Consider the following 15,819-nt stretch of genomic DNA (forward strand, 5'->3'; position numbering starts at 1 on the left):
AACTATGCTCAATGGTGAAAAGAAAATCCCCCGCCCATTACGCTGGGCGATGATTGGTGGCGGCCGTTTAAGCCAGGTAGGTTATAAACATCGCTCTGGCGCACTGCGTGATAACACCGCTTATCAGCTGGTCGCCAGTGCCTTCGATATTGACGCCGAACGCGGGCGTGACTTTGGCGTCAATCTGGGGCTGGCGGCAGATCGCTGCTACGACAACTATCAACAATTGCTGGCAGAGGAGGCGAAGCGGGCAGATGGAGTCGAAGTCGTGACCATCGCCACCCCGAATGGCACTCATTACGAAATCACCAAAGCAGCACTGAATGCGGGGATTCACGTGATCTGTGAAAAACCGTTGTTTTTCACCACCGCTGAAGCGCAGGAAATTAAAACGCTGGCCGAGGCGAAAGGGCTAATCATCGGCGTCACCTATGGTTTTTCCGGGCACCCGCTGTTGATGCAGATGCGCGCGATGATCGCCAAAGGCGAGATCGGCGAGGTGCGCATGGTTGAGCTGCAATATACCCATGGCTTTAGCGCCAATGACAGTGCCGACAAGTTTAGCGATGCGCAGAAGTGGCGCGTTGATCCCAACATTGCCGGACCCTCTTTTGTACTGGGGGATATCTCCACCCATACCTTTTACATCTCACAACTGGTGCTGCCGCAGTTGCAGATTCAATCGTTGTTGTGCGATCGCCAGAGCTTTATCCCGTCGCGTGCACCGCTGGAAGACAACGCCATGGTGTTGATGCATTACGACAACGGCGCTGTCGGGCGCATGTGGGCTTCCTCAATCAATGCCGGTTCGATGGACAGCCAAAGCATCCGGGTGATTGGTTCGCGTGCCAGCCTGGAGTGGAGCGATTACAACCCCGGTGAGCTGAAATATGAAGTGCAGGGACAGCCCAATCAGGTGATGCATCACGGTATGCCGTATCTCGATGACAGCGCACTGGCTGAGGAGCGCCTCGGGGCGTTACACACCGAAGGTCTGGCGGAGTCCTGGGCCAATATCTACCTCAAATTTGCCATTGCCATCAGCGCTGCACAGCGTGGCGATCAGCAGACGCTGGCGAACCTGATCTACCCCGATATCAACGCCGGGCTGGAAGGGGTGCGCTGGATTGAAAACTGTGTGCGCTCGGCAGATAACGGCGCGATCTGGGTTAATTATCAATAAGGACACTTCATGAGACTCTCATTCTGTACCGACAGCCTCGGGCATCTGCCCTTTGAAGCGATGCTGGATAAATTACTGGAACTTGGTGTGTATGGCGTGGAGATGACCACCGGTGGCTGGTCTTCAGCCCCACATCTGCGCACGGAGGCATTGCTCGCCAGCGCCAGTCAGCGTCAGCAACTGTTGCAGGCGCTGGAGAGTCGCGGCATGTCGATTGCCGCGCTGAATGTCTCCGGCAATCCGCTTGACGTGGGAGAACTCGGTCAACGTCATCAGCGTGATACCGAACAGGCGCTGGCATTGGCCGGTGAGCTGGGCGTGAAGAAAATCGTGATGATGAGCGGCCTACCACCGGCCAGCCCGCATGACACGATCCCCAACTGGATTACCTACACCGTTAGTTGGCCGCCAACGCTGAAAAATTGCCTGGATTATCAGTGGAATGAGGTGGCGATTCCTTACTGGCTGGGATTGGTGGAACGCGCCAAAACCAGTGGTGTAGAGCGCTTTGCGCTGGAAAACTTCAGCTCGATGCTGGTGTGGAACCCGGAAACCTTGTTCCGCCTGCGGGATGCGGTAGGGCCGATGGTGGGGTTGAACCTTGATCCCAGCCATCTGCTCTGGATGGGAGGAGACCCGATAGCGGCGGCGCGGGCACTGGGTTCGGCGATCCACCATGTACACGGTAAAGATGTGCGGCTGGAACGCGGGCTGGTGAATATCAATGGCTTGCTGGAAACCAAACCGGTGGAGGATGTGGCGAACCGCGCGTGGAACTATGTCGCGGTGGGTTGCGGCCAGGATCTGCAATGGTGGAAGGAGTTCTTCTCGGTGGTGCGCATGATGGGCTACAACGATTGGGTGTCACTGGAAATGGAAGATCTCACCATGTCGGTTGAGGCGGGGGTAACATCCTCGATTGCCGCCCTTCAGCAAACTATCAGCCAGTAATTGCTCTGATCCGTAGCGGCGCGATTTATCGCGCGGGTTTTGATTATCGCGCCGCGACAGAAGGGTTGTGATTGCAACAGCCACACAACAGTGGCTGTTGCAAATACCACAATGTTACCGACGAGGTATGGTGATCAAACCTGATAAATCAATGAGTTGTCCGCACCACAAAACTGGCACAGCCACTGCATAGCGTTATATATCCAAAAGATTTAAGTGGTAATAAATCTTTTGTTTTTCGATATAAGCCACGCATCGCATGAGGACTCGCTATGTCTGTACTCCAACCTGCCAGTAAACCCCTGCAATTTGCCTATTGGGTGCCGAACGTCTCCGGCGGCCTGGTAATCAGCCAGATTGAGCAACGCACACGCTGGGACGCCGATTACAACCGCCAACTGGCGAAAATCGCCGAAAACGCCGGTTTTGATTATGCACTGACGCAAATTCGCTTTACCGCCGGATACGGAGCGGATAATCAGCATGAGTCGGTGACGTTTTCGCAGGACCTGCTGAGTCACACCTCGCGGTTGAAGGTGATCGCCGCGTTGCTGCCAGGACCGTGGAATCCGGTGCTGGCCGCCAAACAGATTGCCACCATCAGCCACCTTTACGGACCGCGTATCGCGGTCAATATTGTCAGTGGCTGGTTCCGTGGCGAATTTAAAGCGATTGGTGAACCTTGGCTCGACCATGAAGAGCGTTATCTGCGCTCGGAAGAATTTATTCGTTGCCTGCGCGGTATCTGGGGAGAGGAGAGCTTCACCTTCGCCGGGGATTTCTATCGCTTCCGTGACTATGCGTTGAAACCGAAACCCCTGTCGCCGCAACCGGAAATTTTCCAGGGCGGCAGCTCGCGTGCCGCACGCGATATGGCGGCTCGCGTGTCCGACTGGTATTTCACCAACGGCAACACACCGGAAGGCGTGCGCCAGCAGGTTGCGGATATTCAGGCGAAAGCGCGCGCCAGCCAACATAACGTGAAGATCGGCCTGAATGGTTTTGTTATCGCCAGAGAAACTGAACAGGAAGCGCAGGCGGTGTTGCAGGAAATCATCGCTAAAGCGAATCCGGATGCGGTGAAAGGCTTCCAGCATGAAGTGAAAAATGCCGGTAGCGCCTCGCCGGAAGGGGAAGGTAACTGGGCTAAATCTTCCTTTGAGGATTTGGTGCAGTACAACGATGGATTTAAAACCAACCTGATCGGCACACCGCAGCAGATCGCGGAGCGCATTATCGCGCTCAAACGCGCCGGGGTGGATTTGCTGCTGCTGGCGTTCCTGCATTTTCATGAAGAGGTCGAGTTCTTTGGCCGCGAAATTATTCCGCGGGTGCGTGAACTGGAACGTCAGGAAGCCGCAGCGACGGCGTTGGTGTGATCAAATATGGCGGTTGCGGCCAGCAAGGGTCGCCACCGCCATTTGTAGCAGGGCAATCACCAGCAGCAATACCAGCGGCAGCGTCCAACTGCCGCTGGCATCATGCAGCATGCCAAAGCACAGCGGCCCCAGAGCCGCAACGCCATAGCCGACACATTGCGCCATCCCCGATAATTTTGATGCCTGACGATGATCATGGGTGCGTAAATTAAACAGCGCCAGGCAAGTCACCATTGACGCACCTGCTCCCAATCCTGCCAGTAGCAACCAGATCAGCGCCCAGCCGGGTGCCAGCAGCAACCCCATCACGCCAGAGAAAATCGCCAGCGAAGCCAAAAAACCGATGGCACGTTGATCATGTAGGCGTTTCAGGGCGCTCATGCAGGCCAGGTTGGCGACAATCGCCACGATTTGATAGACGAACAGAAGCCAGCCGGCAGCCAGTTGGCTGATCCCCTCATCCTGAGCGAACGGGGTAAACCAGCCGATCAGGGTATAAAACACCAACGACTGGCAGGCCATAAAGAGAGAAACTTGCCAGCCAAGCGCTGAACGCCACGGTGAACGTTGCAGCGGCTGTGACGCGGTGGGCTGCGTATGCACCGCCACGTGTTGGAGTTGCGGCAGCCAGGCCAGCAACGCGACCATGCCCGGCACCAGCCAGATCCCCAGTGACAAATGCCAGCCCACGCCAGTGAGTTGCGCCAGCGGCACCGCAACACCGGAGGCGATGCTGGCGGTGATCGCCATGGTGGTGGCATATAACCCGATATAGCGAGCGGTATGCGCCGTGAAATCGCGCTTAATCAGCGGCGGCAACAACACGTTGGCAGCGGCGATACCGGCGCTGAGCAGCAGTGTTCCCGCCCATAACGCCTTTTCGCTGCCGGTGATGCGCAGCAGTGAGCCGAGGGTAATGAGCAGCAATGCACCCCACAGGCTGCGTTCAAGCCCAAAGCGGTTGCCCAGCCAGGCCGCCGGAGGGGCAAGGGTGGCGAACATCAGCAGCGGCAGGAAATTCAGTATGCCAGCCGCGCTGGCGCTCAGCCCGAACGTCTGGCGAATGTTTTCCAGCACCGGGCCGGTGGCGGTGATCGGTGTGCGCAAGTTGGCGGCGGTCAGCAACAGTAAAAACAGAAAAAAGCCGGAGCGGCGCAGGGCAGGATTTGCAGATAAAACGGTATGGGTCATCTTTTCGCACCATTGAAAAAAAGCAGAATGATCCTGCACATGGTGCGTTGGTTAACGTTAACGCTTACGCAGCGACAGAGTGGCGCTGGGAGTCGGCCATACTAGCGAGGGATGATCGCGATGTAAAGTCGAGCTGTAGCGGCGCGATTTATCGCGCGCCTTTGACCTTGATGCCGCGGGCAAAAGCAGCGCGATAAATAGCGCCGCTACCCAGATTACGACTCAGGCGGTGGTATTGATATTGCGCCCGATCGCCGGATTAGCCGGTAATTGCGGAATTGATGAGAGGATACTGCTGGCCGCAGCTTGCTGGTTATCCAGTGCCTTTTTCAGTACCAGGGTATTCACCTGGCTTTTCAGATCGAGGTTATCAAGGCCGGAAGCCAGCGACGTCACTTGCGATACATCCATTTTGCTCTCCTGTTCAATACAGCCCAAAAGGGAACGGATTATGGCTTGGCAGCAAGCCATGCCGGGTTATCGGCATTTGCGGCAATAACTTTAGCAAAAGCCGTTTGTGATGCCTGCATCCTGTCTTCGGCTCGCGGGTTCCTCGCATAGCTGAAAATTATCGTCCAGACTTAACGCTAAGACGTAGTGTGCGTCAGCATTGTGTTTTACACTGCGCGCTGCAAAAACTGAGTAGATTAACGATTGAATAGGCGGTAATGGCGATGAACGGTACGATCACAACCTGGTTTCAGGATAAAGGTTTTGGATTTATCAAAGATGAAAACGGCGATAACCGCTATTTTCATGTGATTAAAGTCGCCAACCCTGAGCTGATCAAAAAAGACGCGGCGGTGACTTTTGAACCCACCACCAACAATAAAGGGCTGTCAGCTTATGCGGTGAAAGTGGCACCGGAAAGCAAATACATCTTTATTGCCGGAGAGCGGATCAAGCTCACCTCCATCAAGTCGTACCTGGTTTACAGCGAAGAAGTGCCGGTTGAAACACGCATTGATAAAGACAATGCGGTGCTGTCGGTGGGCGTACTGATGAACAGCATCCGTCCGAAATCGACCGCTCAACCGGGAGCCGTGCGTTCGCTGAAAAAACTGGCGATCACCACCTTTCAGGGCACGACGTTAATCTTCTCGGAAGATGAAATCGACGTGGACAGCACGGTGAAAATGCTGAAGGTCTGAAATCATCCAGATTGAACCTGTCTCGACTGTTTTGACAAGGTCTCATGGTTTAACCCATAGCAGCTGATCAACCCGGAAGCCCAGTTCACGCGCTGTGTTAAGGTAATCTCGCTTTACGGCTTCCGGGATAGCGGGCGTTCTGGACAGGATCCACAGATAATCACGGTTTGGGCCACTGACCAGCGCGTATTGATAATTATCATCCAGCCTGATCACGTTATAGCCACCATAGAAGGGGCCGAAAAAGGAAACCTTGAGGGCGGCAGTGGTCGGTGCCCCGGTAAAATACGCTTTGCCCTCACTTTCGCGCCATTTTTGCTGCTGCGCATCGTAACCCCGGTTGAGTACGCGAATTCCGCCATCGCTACGTTTACTGTAAGTGGCCGTAACGTGCTCCAGCCCGCGTTCAAAGCGATTCTCCAGACGGGCGACCTCGTACCATTTACCCAGATAGCGACTGGCGTCAAAGCCAGTAATCGGTTCCACACCTTTTGGCGGCGTTGGGGATTTGCAGGCAACCAGACTCAGCGCGATGGCAACACCGGTTATCACAGGCCATAACTTCATGAACACTCCTTTCATCGGGACAGTTGGGATAACAGTGTAGTGCAAAGCGTCCGAAGTGAATTGGCAGGGAGTGAAGTCATTGGGTATTTGCATTCACTTTACTGCCTGTTTGCAAATAACCTGGACATATCCAACAAGTAATTGAAGGCAAATAACCGACGGTGTTGATAGGCAGCTTTGAGCGAGGAGCGGACATTGTATTTGGCACCTACACGCTCTCTGCCTCAGGTGTTCCCTGATGGAATACCAATTTCCATTGCCCGTTCTCAGAGATTTTCCAGCATGAAGAACGAAGGGATGCACGACTACCATCTGGATTAACAGTTCTATAGTGCAATATTGCGAAATTATCGCCAACGCTGATAAGCCGGAAATCACTACTAAGAATAGTTGGAACACTATCTTCACCCGAAAGCGCTTCAATAGTCTGTGCACGATCAACTAATACGCCTGAGCGTGTTATTTCGCTAAATCTTTCATGGAGTATCTGTTCAAGCCATTTCCGATCTTTCCGCCTGCTGCCATGAAGAGAGCATTCGAGTCTTTTTAACGTATCCAGGAGCATAGTGTTTGTCCTCATCACACTCGAACATTAACTCTTAAGGCAATAATCGCTGGAATGCAACGTCCGCTCCTGGCACACAGCTGACGTTCAGATAAAACCTTTTCATCTTCCAGTGCACACTCAGATTTTGTTGGGGATGATCAAGTGAATTGCAAATAGGTCGTCAAGTCAGAAGCAATGACTCAGTCAAGGTACGGCGAGTCATCACTCGCCGTTTACAGCATTTATTTTGCCAGCAATGGCGGAATACTCGGTACTTCCGGCGCATTATCGATATCGCTTTGTGTCATACGAAACGCCTCCGGATAGTGTTCCCGCTGGGTGCGGCGGGCCGGTTCAGTATCGCGCCAGGTATAGAGGCAGTGCTGGCACTGGAATACCGTCCAGACATCTTTCACCGGGGAGGTAGCCATGGTTGCAATATGTTCATCGGCACAACGTGGACAGATCATCTTTGTCTCCTTATTTGCGGTTGGCCAGTAAAGCGGTCAGTTTCTCTACCCATGCGCCGGTTTCCGGCAAATCTTTGACTGGCTGGCTGTAGTGACCACGGGTATCCGGAGCGACCGGGGTGGTGGCATCAATAATCAGTTTGTCGGTGATCCCCGCCGGGCTGGAGCCTGGGTCCAGTTCCAGCACCGACATATTGGGTAGCTGCACCAAATCACCGGCCGGGTTCACTTTTGAGGACAACGCCCACATCACCTGAGGCAAGTTAAAGGGATCGACATCTTCATCGACCATAATCACCATTTTCACGTAGCCGAGGCCGTGTGGCGTGGTCATCGCGCGCAAGCCGACCGCGCGGGCAAAACCGCCGTAGCGTTTTTTGGTGGAGATAATGGCGAGCAGACCATGGGTGTACATGGCGTTGACCGCCTGTACTTCCGGGAAATCGGCTTTCAGCTGCTGGTAAAGTGGCACACAAGTGGCGGGACCCATCAGATAATCAATTTCGGTCCATGGCATACCGAGATACAAGGATTCGAAAATCGGTTTAGTACGGTATGAAACCTTATCGATACGCACCACAGTCATATTACGACCGCCAGAGTAGTGGCCGGTAAATTCGCCAAACGGGCCTTCAATTTCGCGTTTGCGGCCTTCGATCACCCCTTCAAGAATGACCTCTGAACCCCAGGGCACATCGAATCCGGTCAGTGGTGCCGTGGCGATAGGATAGGGGCTTTCACGCAGTGCGCCTGCCATCTCATATTCGGACTGGTCGTAGCGCAGCGGCGTGGCACCCATCAGCGTGATGATCGGATCGTTACCCAGCGTAATGGCGATGGGCAGATCCTCACCGCGTTCCTCCGCTTTGTGCAGGTGCAGCGCAATGTCATGCATCGGCACTGGTTGCAAACCCAGTTTGCGTTTGCCTTTGACCTCCATACGGTAGATGCCGACGTTCTGCTTGCCAAAATGGTCAGGATCGAGCGGGTCACGTGATACGACGCAGGCTTTATCAAGATAGAATCCGCCATCGCCGTCGTTCAGCCGGAACAGGGGCAATATATCGAACAGGTTAATCGCGTCGTCCTCCACCGTGTTTTCTGCCCACGGGGCATTTTCGCGGCGTTCAGGGGCGATCGGGAAGTTATCCCAGCGGCGGATAAATTCATCAATCTGCTGTTTTACCGGCGTGTTCGCCGGAAGTCCGAGGGAAATCGCGTGGTTTTGCCATGATCCGATGGTGTTCATCACCACGTGAGCGTGGTGAAAACCTTTAATTTTAGTGAAGGAGATGGCGGGCGCGCCTTCGCCGATACGCCCGGTGGCGTTGGCGGCGGCAGCGATATCCGGCTCTGCCTGCACTTCTTCATCAATATTCAGTAGCTGACCCTGCTCATCCAGGGCGTGGAGAAAACTACGCAAGTCATCAAAAGCCATTCTTAACTCTCCTGTTGTTGCAGAACATGGGGTGAAGTTGCCTCGCTTAACCCTTGCCAGCGCCGGGCTTTAGGGGAGGCGATACCAAACTGGTCGAGTACGCGGGCAACAATGTGATTTGTGACGTCATCAATGCTGGCGGGATGGTTGTAGTACGCGGGCATTGGCGGCACCATTGCCACGCCCAGGCGGGACAGCGCCAGCATGTTTTCGAGGTGGATGGTGCTGAGCGGGGTTTCGCGTGGTACCAGCACCAGCTTGCGCCCCTCTTTCAGCACCACATCCGCTGCACGCCCAACCAGGCCCTCGGCATAGCCCGCGCGGATACCCGCGAGGGTTTTCATACTGCACGGGATGATGATCATCCCATCGGTGCGAAACGAGCCGGAGGAGATCGAGGCGGCCTGATCCGCCGGGCTGTGCACTACATCGGCCATGGCTGCAACCTCACGCACGCTGTAAGGCGTCTCCAGCTCAATGGTGGTTTTGGCCCATTTGCTCATCACCAGATGGGTTTCCACCTCTTGGATGGTTTGCAGTGTCTGGAGTAGCGCGACGCCCAGGGGGGCTCCGGTGGCACCGGTCATTCCGATAATCAGTCTCATCTCAATCCTCAAACATATTGTTCGTATACGAACTTTAAAATTAAAATAGCGCCGCCAAATCGGATGCGCAAGAGGCTAGCGCGAAAAAAGTTCGTGTACGAATTTCATGGTTGTGACTTTCGATGCAGAGGTTGTTGGCGTGAATTGTTGTTGCTGCATTACAATCAAACGCTTAGCAATCTTCTTTTTCTAATCAGGCGAACTTCATGCAAAAAGAATTGGGTAATGTCTTCTTTCACCTGATGCGGGAACTGCTTCAGGACCATACCGCGCTCTGGCAGAAGTCCCTGCCGGAACTGACCAAACAACAATACGCGGTGTTGTGTGCGGTGGCAGAGCAACCGGGGATTGAACAGCTCGATCTCACCGAAGCGGCGTTAAGTACCAAGGCAACGCTGGCGGAGTTGCTGGTGCGCATGGAGAAAAAAAACCTCATCGAACGGCAGCAGGGCACCAGCGACAGGCGGCGGCGGTTTATCTTTCTCACTGCTGAAGGAAAACAGGCACTGCAGGAAGCCCGACCTATTGCTGAACAGGTCGATACTTTTTTTCTTTCCCGCCTCGGAGAACAGCAGCAAAATGAGGTGGTGGTGTTGTTGAAAACCATGCTGGCGAAAGGGGCGGTGGGTCAATGACATTACCGGTAGTGCTGATCCCTGGATTTATGCTCGATGACACGCTGTGGGCGGATTTTGTCGACGCATTCCCCGATGATCGCGAATTTATCTATGCCAGCCTTCGCGGAGGCGACAGCATCAGCGGCCTTGCCCGCACGATTGCAGAACAGTTGCCTGAGCGTTTTGTTGTCGCCGGATTTTCTCTTGGCGGCTATGTCGCCCGTGCTATTGCCGAAGCCTTTCCGGCACGCACCGCAGGCATGATCCTGATTGCCACCTCATTGCGTGAGGACACCCCTGCACAACGCCAGGCCAAACAGGATGCGGTCGGGGCGCTCAAACAGGGAGATTTTCGTGGTATCAGTCGCGGAGCAATCCAAAAATCCCTGCATCCAGCCCGGCATGACGACACCGGGTTAATTCGTAAGATTCAGGAGATGGGCAAGCGACTGGGCGCAGAGGCTTTCATCAGACAGTCGGGTTTTATCCGCGATCGGATCACGTTGCACCCGATTGTTTGTCCGGTGGCCGTTATCGCTGCGCAACAGGATCAGCTACGTTGTTATCAGGAAGCAGTGGAGCTCGCGCAACTTACCGGTAGCCGTGTCGAGGTGATTGAGGAGAGCGGGCATATGATTCCACTGGAAAAACCGCAACAACTCGCTGCGCGGGTTGCTGCCTGGCTCAAAGCAGTCAACCTGTAATAAGGATGAACCATGATCTGGCTGGCAAATATCCTGATTCTGCTTTCCGCTGTGGTGATGATGGAGGTCGCCGCGACGCTGGCGCATAAATACATCATGCATGGCTGGGGATGGGGCTGGCATCTGTCGCATCATGAACCACACGATGGCGGTTTCGAACTCAACGATCTCTACGCGTTGATTTTTGCCGCGCTGGCGGTGCTGATGATTTACCTCGGGGTCGAGGGGCTGTGGCCGTTGCAGTGGGTCGGTGCGGGTGTAACCGTGTACGGCGTGCTGTATTTTATGGTGCATGATGGTCTGGTGCATCAGCGCTGGCCGTTTCGTTACATCCCACGCCGGGGTTATTTAAAACGTTTATATATGGCACATCGCCTGCATCACGCGGTACGCGGCAAAGAAGGTTGTGTGTCATTTGGCTTCTTGTATGCCCCGCCATTACCCCGGTTGCAGCAGGCGTTGCGTCAGCAACACGATCAATCGCGCCGTCAGAGATGACCGCTGGCCGGGCGCTGCCACAACCCCAGAGGGCGTTGCGGTGGATGCGTCAATCGGGAGGCGATCGCCAACCCAGCACCTTTAAGCAGTAAACCCAGTTTTTCTCCTTTGCTGGTGTGTTGGCGGCTATCCCATGCTTGCGCGCCTGCCTGCTGCACTTTTATGCCAATTTCACGATACACACCCTGTGCGGTGGCGATCGCCCATGCCGAGCGTAGTGGTAAACCCGGCAACCCGGCCAGCGCTGACTGATAGTAGGGTTCTGCTTCGGCCACCAGACGTGCAGCCAGGATGGCAAGGGCGGGACGATGCTGCGCTTCAGCCACATTGTCCGCACGTAACCCCAACGGGTGCAGCCATTCTTCCGGTAAATAGCAGCGGCCATGCTGTGCGTCATCCACGATATCGCGGGCGATATTGGTGAGCTGAAACGCCAGACCCAAATCGCAGGCGTGATCCAGTACACGTTCGTCACGCACCCCCATCACACGCGCCATCATTAAACCGACGACCCCGGCAACGTGGTAACAGTAGCGTAAGGTATCTTCGAAACGCAGGTAACGTTGTTGCTGCACGTCCATGTTAAAACCTTCAAGATGGTCAAAGGCCAGTTGCGGGGGAATACGGTGCATTAGCGCGACTTCCTGAAAGGCAGCAAATGCCGGTTCGTCCATGCTGGCACCGCTGTAGGCGCGTCGTGTTTCCAGTTGCAAATGTGCCATGCGCGCTTCTGCCTCCTCAGGCGTCGTCGGCGTATCGGATGCGCCGAGGGTTTGCCCATCGATCACGTCATCGCAGTGGCGACACCAGGCATATAGCATCAGCGTGCTACGACGCGTTGAGGCATCAAACAGTTTGGCCGCGGTGGCGAAACTCGTTGAGCCAACCGCCATGGTTTGCGTGGCGTGTTCCATTAACGGCATATTCATCCTGCGAGATCCTCCAGCATCAATTGCGCGGTGGCTTTGGCGGAGCCAATCACTCCCGGCACGCCCGCACCGGGATGGGTGCCTGCGCCGACCAGATACAGATTACGAATGACGTCGTCGCGATTATGAGGTCGAAACCACGCGCTTTGCGTCAGAATCGGTTCCAGCGAAAAAGCCGAGCCGTGATGAGCATGCAGCCTGTCGCGAAAATCCCAGGGGGTGAACATCCGTTCGGTCACCAACTGGGAACGTAAACCGGGCATGTAATGCGCCTCCAGCGTGGCAAAAATACGATCGCGCAGCCGCGGCCCCTCCTGCCGCCAGTCAATATCGGCGGTGCCGAGATGGGGGACCGGGGCTAACACATAAAAACTGCCGCACCCGGGAGGCGCGAGGCTCGGATCGCTGGCGCACGGCGCATGCAGATAGAGCGAAAAATCTTCCGCCAGTTGGTCGCTGTTGAAAATTTCATTAATCAACGCACGATAGCGCGGACCGAAACAGACCGTATGATGCGCCAGTTGCCGATGAGGTTGATTCAGGCCGAAATAAATCACAAATAACGAGTTGCTCATCCGTTTGCGTTTCAGTGATGCAGCGCGTTTGGCCGCTGCGGGATGATGCGCCAGTAAACGATCATAGGTGTGGACCACATCGGCATTCGAGGCGACGGCGGCTGCCGCAAAACAGCGCCCATCGGTCAGTTGAACGCCGCTGATGCGATTTCCGGTGGTGTTTAATCGTTGCACTTCCGCCTTCAACAGCACTTCGCCACCCAGATCCTGCAACAATCTCACCATGCCATTTACCAGCGCCCCGGTGCCGCCCCGCGGAAACCATACGCCCCATTCGCGCTCCAGCGCATGGATTAAGGTATAGATCGAAGATGTGGCAAAGGGATTACCGCCGACCAGTAACGAATGAAACGAGAAGGCCTGGCGCAGGTGATCGTCCTGAATAAACTGCGCCACCATGCTCCAGACGCTGCGCCAAGCCTGTAAACGTCCCAGTTGCGGTCCGGCACGCAGCATGTCGCGCCACGAGAGAAAAGGCACGCTACCAAGCTTCAGATAACCCTCGTTAAACACCTGACGTGAATAAGCAAGAAACCGGCGATAACCGGCGACATCTTGCGGGTTAAAGGTGGCGATTTGCTGCTCCAGTCGCGCCTGCTGGTTGTCGTAATCCAGCCTGCGCCCATCTTCCCAGCACAGGCGATAAAAGGGGGTGACAGGCATCAGTTCGACATAATCGTGCAGGGATTTCCCGGCCAGGGTAAACAGTGCCTCGATGGCACTCGGATCGGTAATCACCGTGGGTCCGGCATCAAAGGTAAAGCCCTGATCCTGCCAGACATAAGCCCGACCACCCGGTTTATCGTGCTGTTCCAGCACGGTGGTGGCAATCCCCGCCGCCTGCAAGCGGATGGCGAGGGCGAGGCCGCCAAATCCTGCGCCAATCACAAAAGTACGCTTCATGGGTGCTTCCCGGTTTGCGTTGTCAGGAGCGCGCGCAGTGCCGCGCCAGGTGGCACGGGCGGCTTACCGCACAGGATACGCGCTTTATCGGCCAGGGTGAGTTGACCGGCGTAAAAGCGGGCAATCAATGCCGCATCAAGCTGGTAAAACCGCTGCATCACCTGCCAGCGTTGCTCGGGCTGCGCGGCAAGAAACAGCATACGGTTCAGTAGCCGAAAAAAACGCTGCTGATGCCAGTGGCGACGGGCATGCGCCTCGATATGCTGGCTTAGCACGGCAGCATCGCAGGGCAGGCGTTCGGCGATCAGCTCCGCCAGGGTGACCGCCATCGGCAAAGAGTAGCCGGTGGTGGCGTGAAACAAACCGGCGCGCAGGCCACTACATGGTTGGCCGCGCTGCTGTTGCCAGAAGGCGTTAATATCGCCGCTCAGAGGAATGGGCAACGCCCCCCGTTCTTCACGCATCAACAGGCTCGGTTGCCAGCCCTGTTGCCGGGCATAATCGCTGATACGCTTGCGCGTTTCGTTATCATCCAACAGCGGGGTATCCATGTAGTGCGTATCTTCAATCAGCAACCGGTCGGCGCTGAGGGGCAAGGTATACACAAAGCGGTAGCCCTGTTGTTGTGGCACCGTGGCGTCCATCAGCAGGGGCTGTGTCAGGCCGTGAGGTTTGGCCAACTGCCACTCCTGACCGACAAACACCTGATAAGCGAGACGTAAATGCGGTGAGTAGCGCATGCCGCGCCCGTCAATGACCACCTGCGCCTGAAACTGGCGGCCATCCGTCAGGGTTACGCTGGTCGGTGTAATGAGGTGTACCGCGCAGCCGGTACGTAAATCGTCACCCAGCGTGGCGTACAACTGGCGGGCAAAGTTGGCCGAGGAGATGGAAAAGTAGGCATCTGGCAGGTTGCGCTGCAACGCCGGAAATCGCACCTGATACCCAGGCCAGTGCGCGGTGACCAGCGGCGCAAGCCAGCGATGCTGTTCCGCACGTAAATCCCCCTGATGAAATGACCAGGTATGATTGCTGTCTGCCTGCGCGCTGCTCTCCAGCAGCAGGCATCGCAGCGAGGGATGTTGCTGACGTAAACGCAGGGCAATCAGACCGTTTGCCAGTCCGGCACCCACCAGAATCACGTCATAGTGGCTGTTTGCTGGCAATCAGGTGCGCCTCGCCAACTGCTGGTTAAACAGGGCATGCATATATTGACGGGTGGCGACGCCGCGATGGCAGGCGCAGGCCAGATGGGCATCCGCACTGCGTAGATGGTCGCGCAGGCGGCGCTCGGCACCCTCCGTGCCTAACATCGTCACCAGCGTGGATTTGCCCTGATCCTGGTGACGATCTTTACCGGTGTGTGTGTCGCCATCGGTAAGATCGTCGAGTAATTGAAACGCCAGCCCCAAATCCTGTGCAAAAGCGCTAAGATTTTGTCGCACCGTCGGCGAGGCATTGGCGGCGATGGCGGCCATTTGCAAGGTCGCGCGGAACAGCACGCTGGTTTTGAGTTCATTGGTCAGTTCAATCGCTTCCGCGCTGCGTGCGTGTGCCCCATCATGCAAATCCTGAAATTGCCCTTGCACCAGTCCCTGTAAACCCACGGCCGCCGACAGCTCGGCGATAGCGTCTGATTTACGCTGTGCGGCCAGACCCGGTGCCAGCGCAATCACTTCGAAGGCGCGGCTGAGCAGCGCGATTGCGGCAAGAATGGCGACGTTGGCACCAAATTCACGGTGCACCGTCGGACGCCCGCGTCGCATCTGTGCGTTATCCATGGAGGGAATATCATCCAATATCAGGGAAGCAGCGTGGACCATTTCCACCGCGCAAGCCAGGTCCAGCAGGCCCGGCTGCTGGCTGTCACACCCCATATCGTGTGCGGCCAGCAGCAGTAGCAGGGGGCGTATACGTTTACCTGGTGCCAGCGTGCCCGCGCGCATGGCGGCCCGCACCTGGTCCGCCTGCTGTCCACAAGGCAGTAATTGCTCAAGGTGGCTTTGCAGCCGCTGATGCAGCAGCGGTAACTCGCTGTGTGACTGCGCGGGGGTTTTGACACGGGCGATCATAACGTCTTCCAAAGGTAGTGAAGTCTTTGTGGTTTTTTT

General features: G+C 55.8%; 18 protein-coding genes. 7 read left to right on the forward strand and 11 right to left on the reverse strand.

Features of this window, described 5'->3' with window-relative positions; genetic code table 11:
* The first annotated feature begins 4 nt into the window (after positions 1–4).
* The 3 genes from PAT9B_RS20790 to sfnG all read left to right on the forward strand — a co-directional run bounded on the left by PAT9B_RS20790 (position 5) and on the right by sfnG (position 3,513).
* On the forward strand, positions 5–1,183 hold the full coding sequence (locus PAT9B_RS20790) for a Gfo/Idh/MocA family protein (RefSeq protein WP_013511239.1): 1,179 nt from the start codon (positions 5–7) through the stop codon (positions 1,181–1,183).
* Between the two features lie 9 nt (positions 1,184–1,192).
* Positions 1,193–2,134 (forward strand): sugar phosphate isomerase/epimerase, encoded by a 942-nt coding sequence (locus tag PAT9B_RS20795; RefSeq protein WP_013511240.1) that lies wholly within the window; start codon positions 1,193–1,195, stop codon positions 2,132–2,134.
* Between the two features lie 272 nt (positions 2,135–2,406).
* Entirely contained in the window at positions 2,407–3,513 is a 1,107-nt protein-coding gene (sfnG, locus tag PAT9B_RS20800) for a dimethylsulfone monooxygenase SfnG (protein ID WP_013511241.1), read from the forward strand.
* Here the strand turns inward: sfnG and PAT9B_RS20805 are convergent, their stop codons facing one another.
* Both PAT9B_RS20805 and PAT9B_RS20810 read right to left on the reverse strand, forming a co-directional pair.
* On the reverse strand, positions 3,514–4,704 hold the full coding sequence (locus tag PAT9B_RS20805; protein ID WP_013511242.1) for an MFS transporter: 1,191 nt from the start codon (positions 4,702–4,704) through the stop codon (positions 3,514–3,516).
* Between the two features lie 222 nt (positions 4,705–4,926).
* Entirely contained in the window at positions 4,927–5,115 is a 189-nt protein-coding gene (locus PAT9B_RS20810; protein WP_013511243.1) for a YjfB family protein, read from the reverse strand.
* 257 nt (positions 5,116–5,372) lie between these two features.
* Between PAT9B_RS20810 and PAT9B_RS20815 the strand changes: the two genes are divergently transcribed.
* Positions 5,373–5,855 (forward strand): cold-shock protein, encoded by a 483-nt coding sequence (locus PAT9B_RS20815; protein ID WP_013511244.1) that lies wholly within the window; start codon positions 5,373–5,375, stop codon positions 5,853–5,855.
* Between the two features lie 42 nt (positions 5,856–5,897).
* Here PAT9B_RS20815 and blc read toward each other — a convergent pair whose 3' ends face one another.
* The 5 genes from blc to PAT9B_RS20835 all read right to left on the reverse strand — a co-directional run bounded on the left by blc (position 5,898) and on the right by PAT9B_RS20835 (position 9,482).
* Entirely contained in the window at positions 5,898–6,422 is a 525-nt protein-coding gene (gene blc / locus PAT9B_RS20820; RefSeq protein WP_013511245.1) for an outer membrane lipoprotein Blc, read from the reverse strand.
* A gap of 208 nt (positions 6,423–6,630) precedes the next feature.
* Entirely contained in the window at positions 6,631–7,002 is a 372-nt protein-coding gene (locus PAT9B_RS29850; protein WP_369700786.1) for a DUF4440 domain-containing protein, read from the reverse strand.
* A gap of 209 nt (positions 7,003–7,211) precedes the next feature.
* Positions 7,212–7,439 (reverse strand): non-oxidative hydroxyarylic acid decarboxylases subunit D, encoded by a 228-nt coding sequence (locus tag PAT9B_RS20825; protein ID WP_013511247.1) that lies wholly within the window; start codon positions 7,437–7,439, stop codon positions 7,212–7,214.
* A 10-nt stretch (positions 7,440–7,449) separates the two neighbouring features.
* Positions 7,450–8,877 carry a non-oxidative hydroxyarylic acid decarboxylases subunit C gene (locus PAT9B_RS20830; RefSeq protein WP_013511248.1) on the reverse strand — a complete coding sequence of 476 codons (1,428 nt, stop codon included), beginning with the start codon at positions 8,875–8,877 and terminating at the stop codon, positions 7,450–7,452.
* A gap of 2 nt (positions 8,878–8,879) precedes the next feature.
* Positions 8,880–9,482, reverse strand: coding sequence for a non-oxidative hydroxyarylic acid decarboxylases subunit B (locus PAT9B_RS20835; protein WP_013511249.1), 603 nt, complete (start codon positions 9,480–9,482; stop codon positions 8,880–8,882).
* Between the two features lie 206 nt (positions 9,483–9,688).
* Here PAT9B_RS20835 and PAT9B_RS20840 point away from each other — a divergent pair, with 206 nt between their 5' ends.
* Genes PAT9B_RS20840 through PAT9B_RS20850 form a run of 3 tightly spaced genes read left to right on the forward strand, consistent with a single transcriptional unit; the run spans position 9,689 to position 11,301 of the window.
* Complete coding sequence (locus PAT9B_RS20840) at positions 9,689–10,117, forward strand: MarR family winged helix-turn-helix transcriptional regulator (RefSeq protein ID WP_013511250.1); 429 nt, start codon at positions 9,689–9,691, stop codon at positions 10,115–10,117.
* A complete protein-coding gene (locus PAT9B_RS20845) occupies positions 10,114–10,803 on the forward strand; it encodes an alpha/beta fold hydrolase (RefSeq protein ID WP_013511251.1) in 690 nt (229 codons plus the stop codon). Before PAT9B_RS20840 ends, PAT9B_RS20845 begins: the two co-directional genes overlap by 4 nt.
* A gap of 12 nt (positions 10,804–10,815) precedes the next feature.
* Positions 10,816–11,301, forward strand: a complete 486-nt coding sequence (locus PAT9B_RS20850) for a sterol desaturase family protein (RefSeq protein WP_013511252.1) — start codon at positions 10,816–10,818, stop codon at positions 11,299–11,301.
* Here PAT9B_RS20850 and crtB read toward each other — a convergent pair.
* Genes crtB through PAT9B_RS20870 form a run of 4 tightly spaced genes read right to left on the reverse strand, consistent with a single transcriptional unit; the run spans position 11,292 to position 15,780 of the window.
* Entirely contained in the window at positions 11,292–12,230 is a 939-nt protein-coding gene (gene crtB / locus PAT9B_RS20855) for a 15-cis-phytoene synthase CrtB (RefSeq protein ID WP_013511253.1), read from the reverse strand. The two genes, PAT9B_RS20850 and crtB, sit on opposite strands and share 10 nt — an antisense overlap.
* Positions 12,227–13,708 carry a phytoene desaturase gene (locus PAT9B_RS20860; protein ID WP_013511254.1) on the reverse strand — a complete coding sequence of 494 codons (1,482 nt, stop codon included), beginning with the start codon at positions 13,706–13,708 and terminating at the stop codon, positions 12,227–12,229. The genes crtB and PAT9B_RS20860 overlap by 4 nt, the downstream gene beginning before the upstream one ends.
* Entirely contained in the window at positions 13,705–14,874 is a 1,170-nt protein-coding gene (gene crtY, locus PAT9B_RS20865) for a lycopene beta-cyclase CrtY (protein ID WP_013511255.1), read from the reverse strand. The genes PAT9B_RS20860 and crtY overlap by 4 nt, the downstream gene beginning before the upstream one ends.
* A complete protein-coding gene (locus tag PAT9B_RS20870) occupies positions 14,875–15,780 on the reverse strand; it encodes a polyprenyl synthetase family protein (RefSeq protein ID WP_013511256.1) in 906 nt (301 codons plus the stop codon).
* Positions 15,781–15,819: the final 39 nt, after the last annotated feature.

Origin of the sequence: Pantoea sp. At-9b (genome assembly GCF_000175935.2) — a bacterium.
Taxonomy (GTDB): Bacteria; Pseudomonadota; Gammaproteobacteria; order Enterobacterales; family Enterobacteriaceae; genus Pantoea.

What these genes read in the sequence shown, in the direction of transcription:
- PAT9B_RS20825 (WP_013511247.1), bottom strand. Translation starts at nt 7,439, where the DNA reads ATGATCTGTCCACGTTGTGCCGATGAACATATTGCAACCATGGCTACC.
- sfnG (WP_013511241.1), top strand. Translation starts at nt 2,407, where the DNA reads ATGTCTGTACTCCAACCTGCCAGTAAACCCCTGCAATTTGCCTATTGG.
- PAT9B_RS20840 (WP_013511250.1), top strand. Translation starts at nt 9,689, where the DNA reads ATGCAAAAAGAATTGGGTAATGTCTTCTTTCACCTGATGCGGGAACTG.
- PAT9B_RS20830 (WP_013511248.1), bottom strand. Translation starts at nt 8,877, where the DNA reads ATGGCTTTTGATGACTTGCGTAGTTTTCTCCACGCCCTGGATGAGCAG.
- PAT9B_RS29850 (WP_369700786.1), bottom strand. Translation starts at nt 7,002, where the DNA reads ATGAGGACAAACACTATGCTCCTGGATACGTTAAAAAGACTCGAATGC.
- PAT9B_RS20845 (WP_013511251.1), top strand. Translation starts at nt 10,114, where the DNA reads ATGACATTACCGGTAGTGCTGATCCCTGGATTTATGCTCGATGACACG.
- PAT9B_RS20815 (WP_013511244.1), top strand. Translation starts at nt 5,373, where the DNA reads ATGGCGATGAACGGTACGATCACAACCTGGTTTCAGGATAAAGGTTTT.
- PAT9B_RS20795 (WP_013511240.1), top strand. Translation starts at nt 1,193, where the DNA reads ATGAGACTCTCATTCTGTACCGACAGCCTCGGGCATCTGCCCTTTGAA.
- PAT9B_RS20805 (WP_013511242.1), bottom strand. Translation starts at nt 4,704, where the DNA reads ATGACCCATACCGTTTTATCTGCAAATCCTGCCCTGCGCCGCTCCGGC.
- PAT9B_RS20835 (WP_013511249.1), bottom strand. Translation starts at nt 9,482, where the DNA reads ATGAGACTGATTATCGGAATGACCGGTGCCACCGGAGCCCCCCTGGGC.
- PAT9B_RS20870 (WP_013511256.1), bottom strand. Translation starts at nt 15,780, where the DNA reads ATGATCGCCCGTGTCAAAACCCCCGCGCAGTCACACAGCGAGTTACCG.
- PAT9B_RS20860 (WP_013511254.1), bottom strand. Translation starts at nt 13,708, where the DNA reads ATGAAGCGTACTTTTGTGATTGGCGCAGGATTTGGCGGCCTCGCCCTC.
- PAT9B_RS20810 (WP_013511243.1), bottom strand. Translation starts at nt 5,115, where the DNA reads ATGGATGTATCGCAAGTGACGTCGCTGGCTTCCGGCCTTGATAACCTC.
- PAT9B_RS20850 (WP_013511252.1), top strand. Translation starts at nt 10,816, where the DNA reads ATGATCTGGCTGGCAAATATCCTGATTCTGCTTTCCGCTGTGGTGATG.
- crtB (WP_013511253.1), bottom strand. Translation starts at nt 12,230, where the DNA reads ATGAATATGCCGTTAATGGAACACGCCACGCAAACCATGGCGGTTGGC.
- blc (WP_013511245.1), bottom strand. Translation starts at nt 6,422, where the DNA reads ATGAAGTTATGGCCTGTGATAACCGGTGTTGCCATCGCGCTGAGTCTG.
- PAT9B_RS20790 (WP_013511239.1), top strand. Translation starts at nt 5, where the DNA reads ATGCTCAATGGTGAAAAGAAAATCCCCCGCCCATTACGCTGGGCGATG.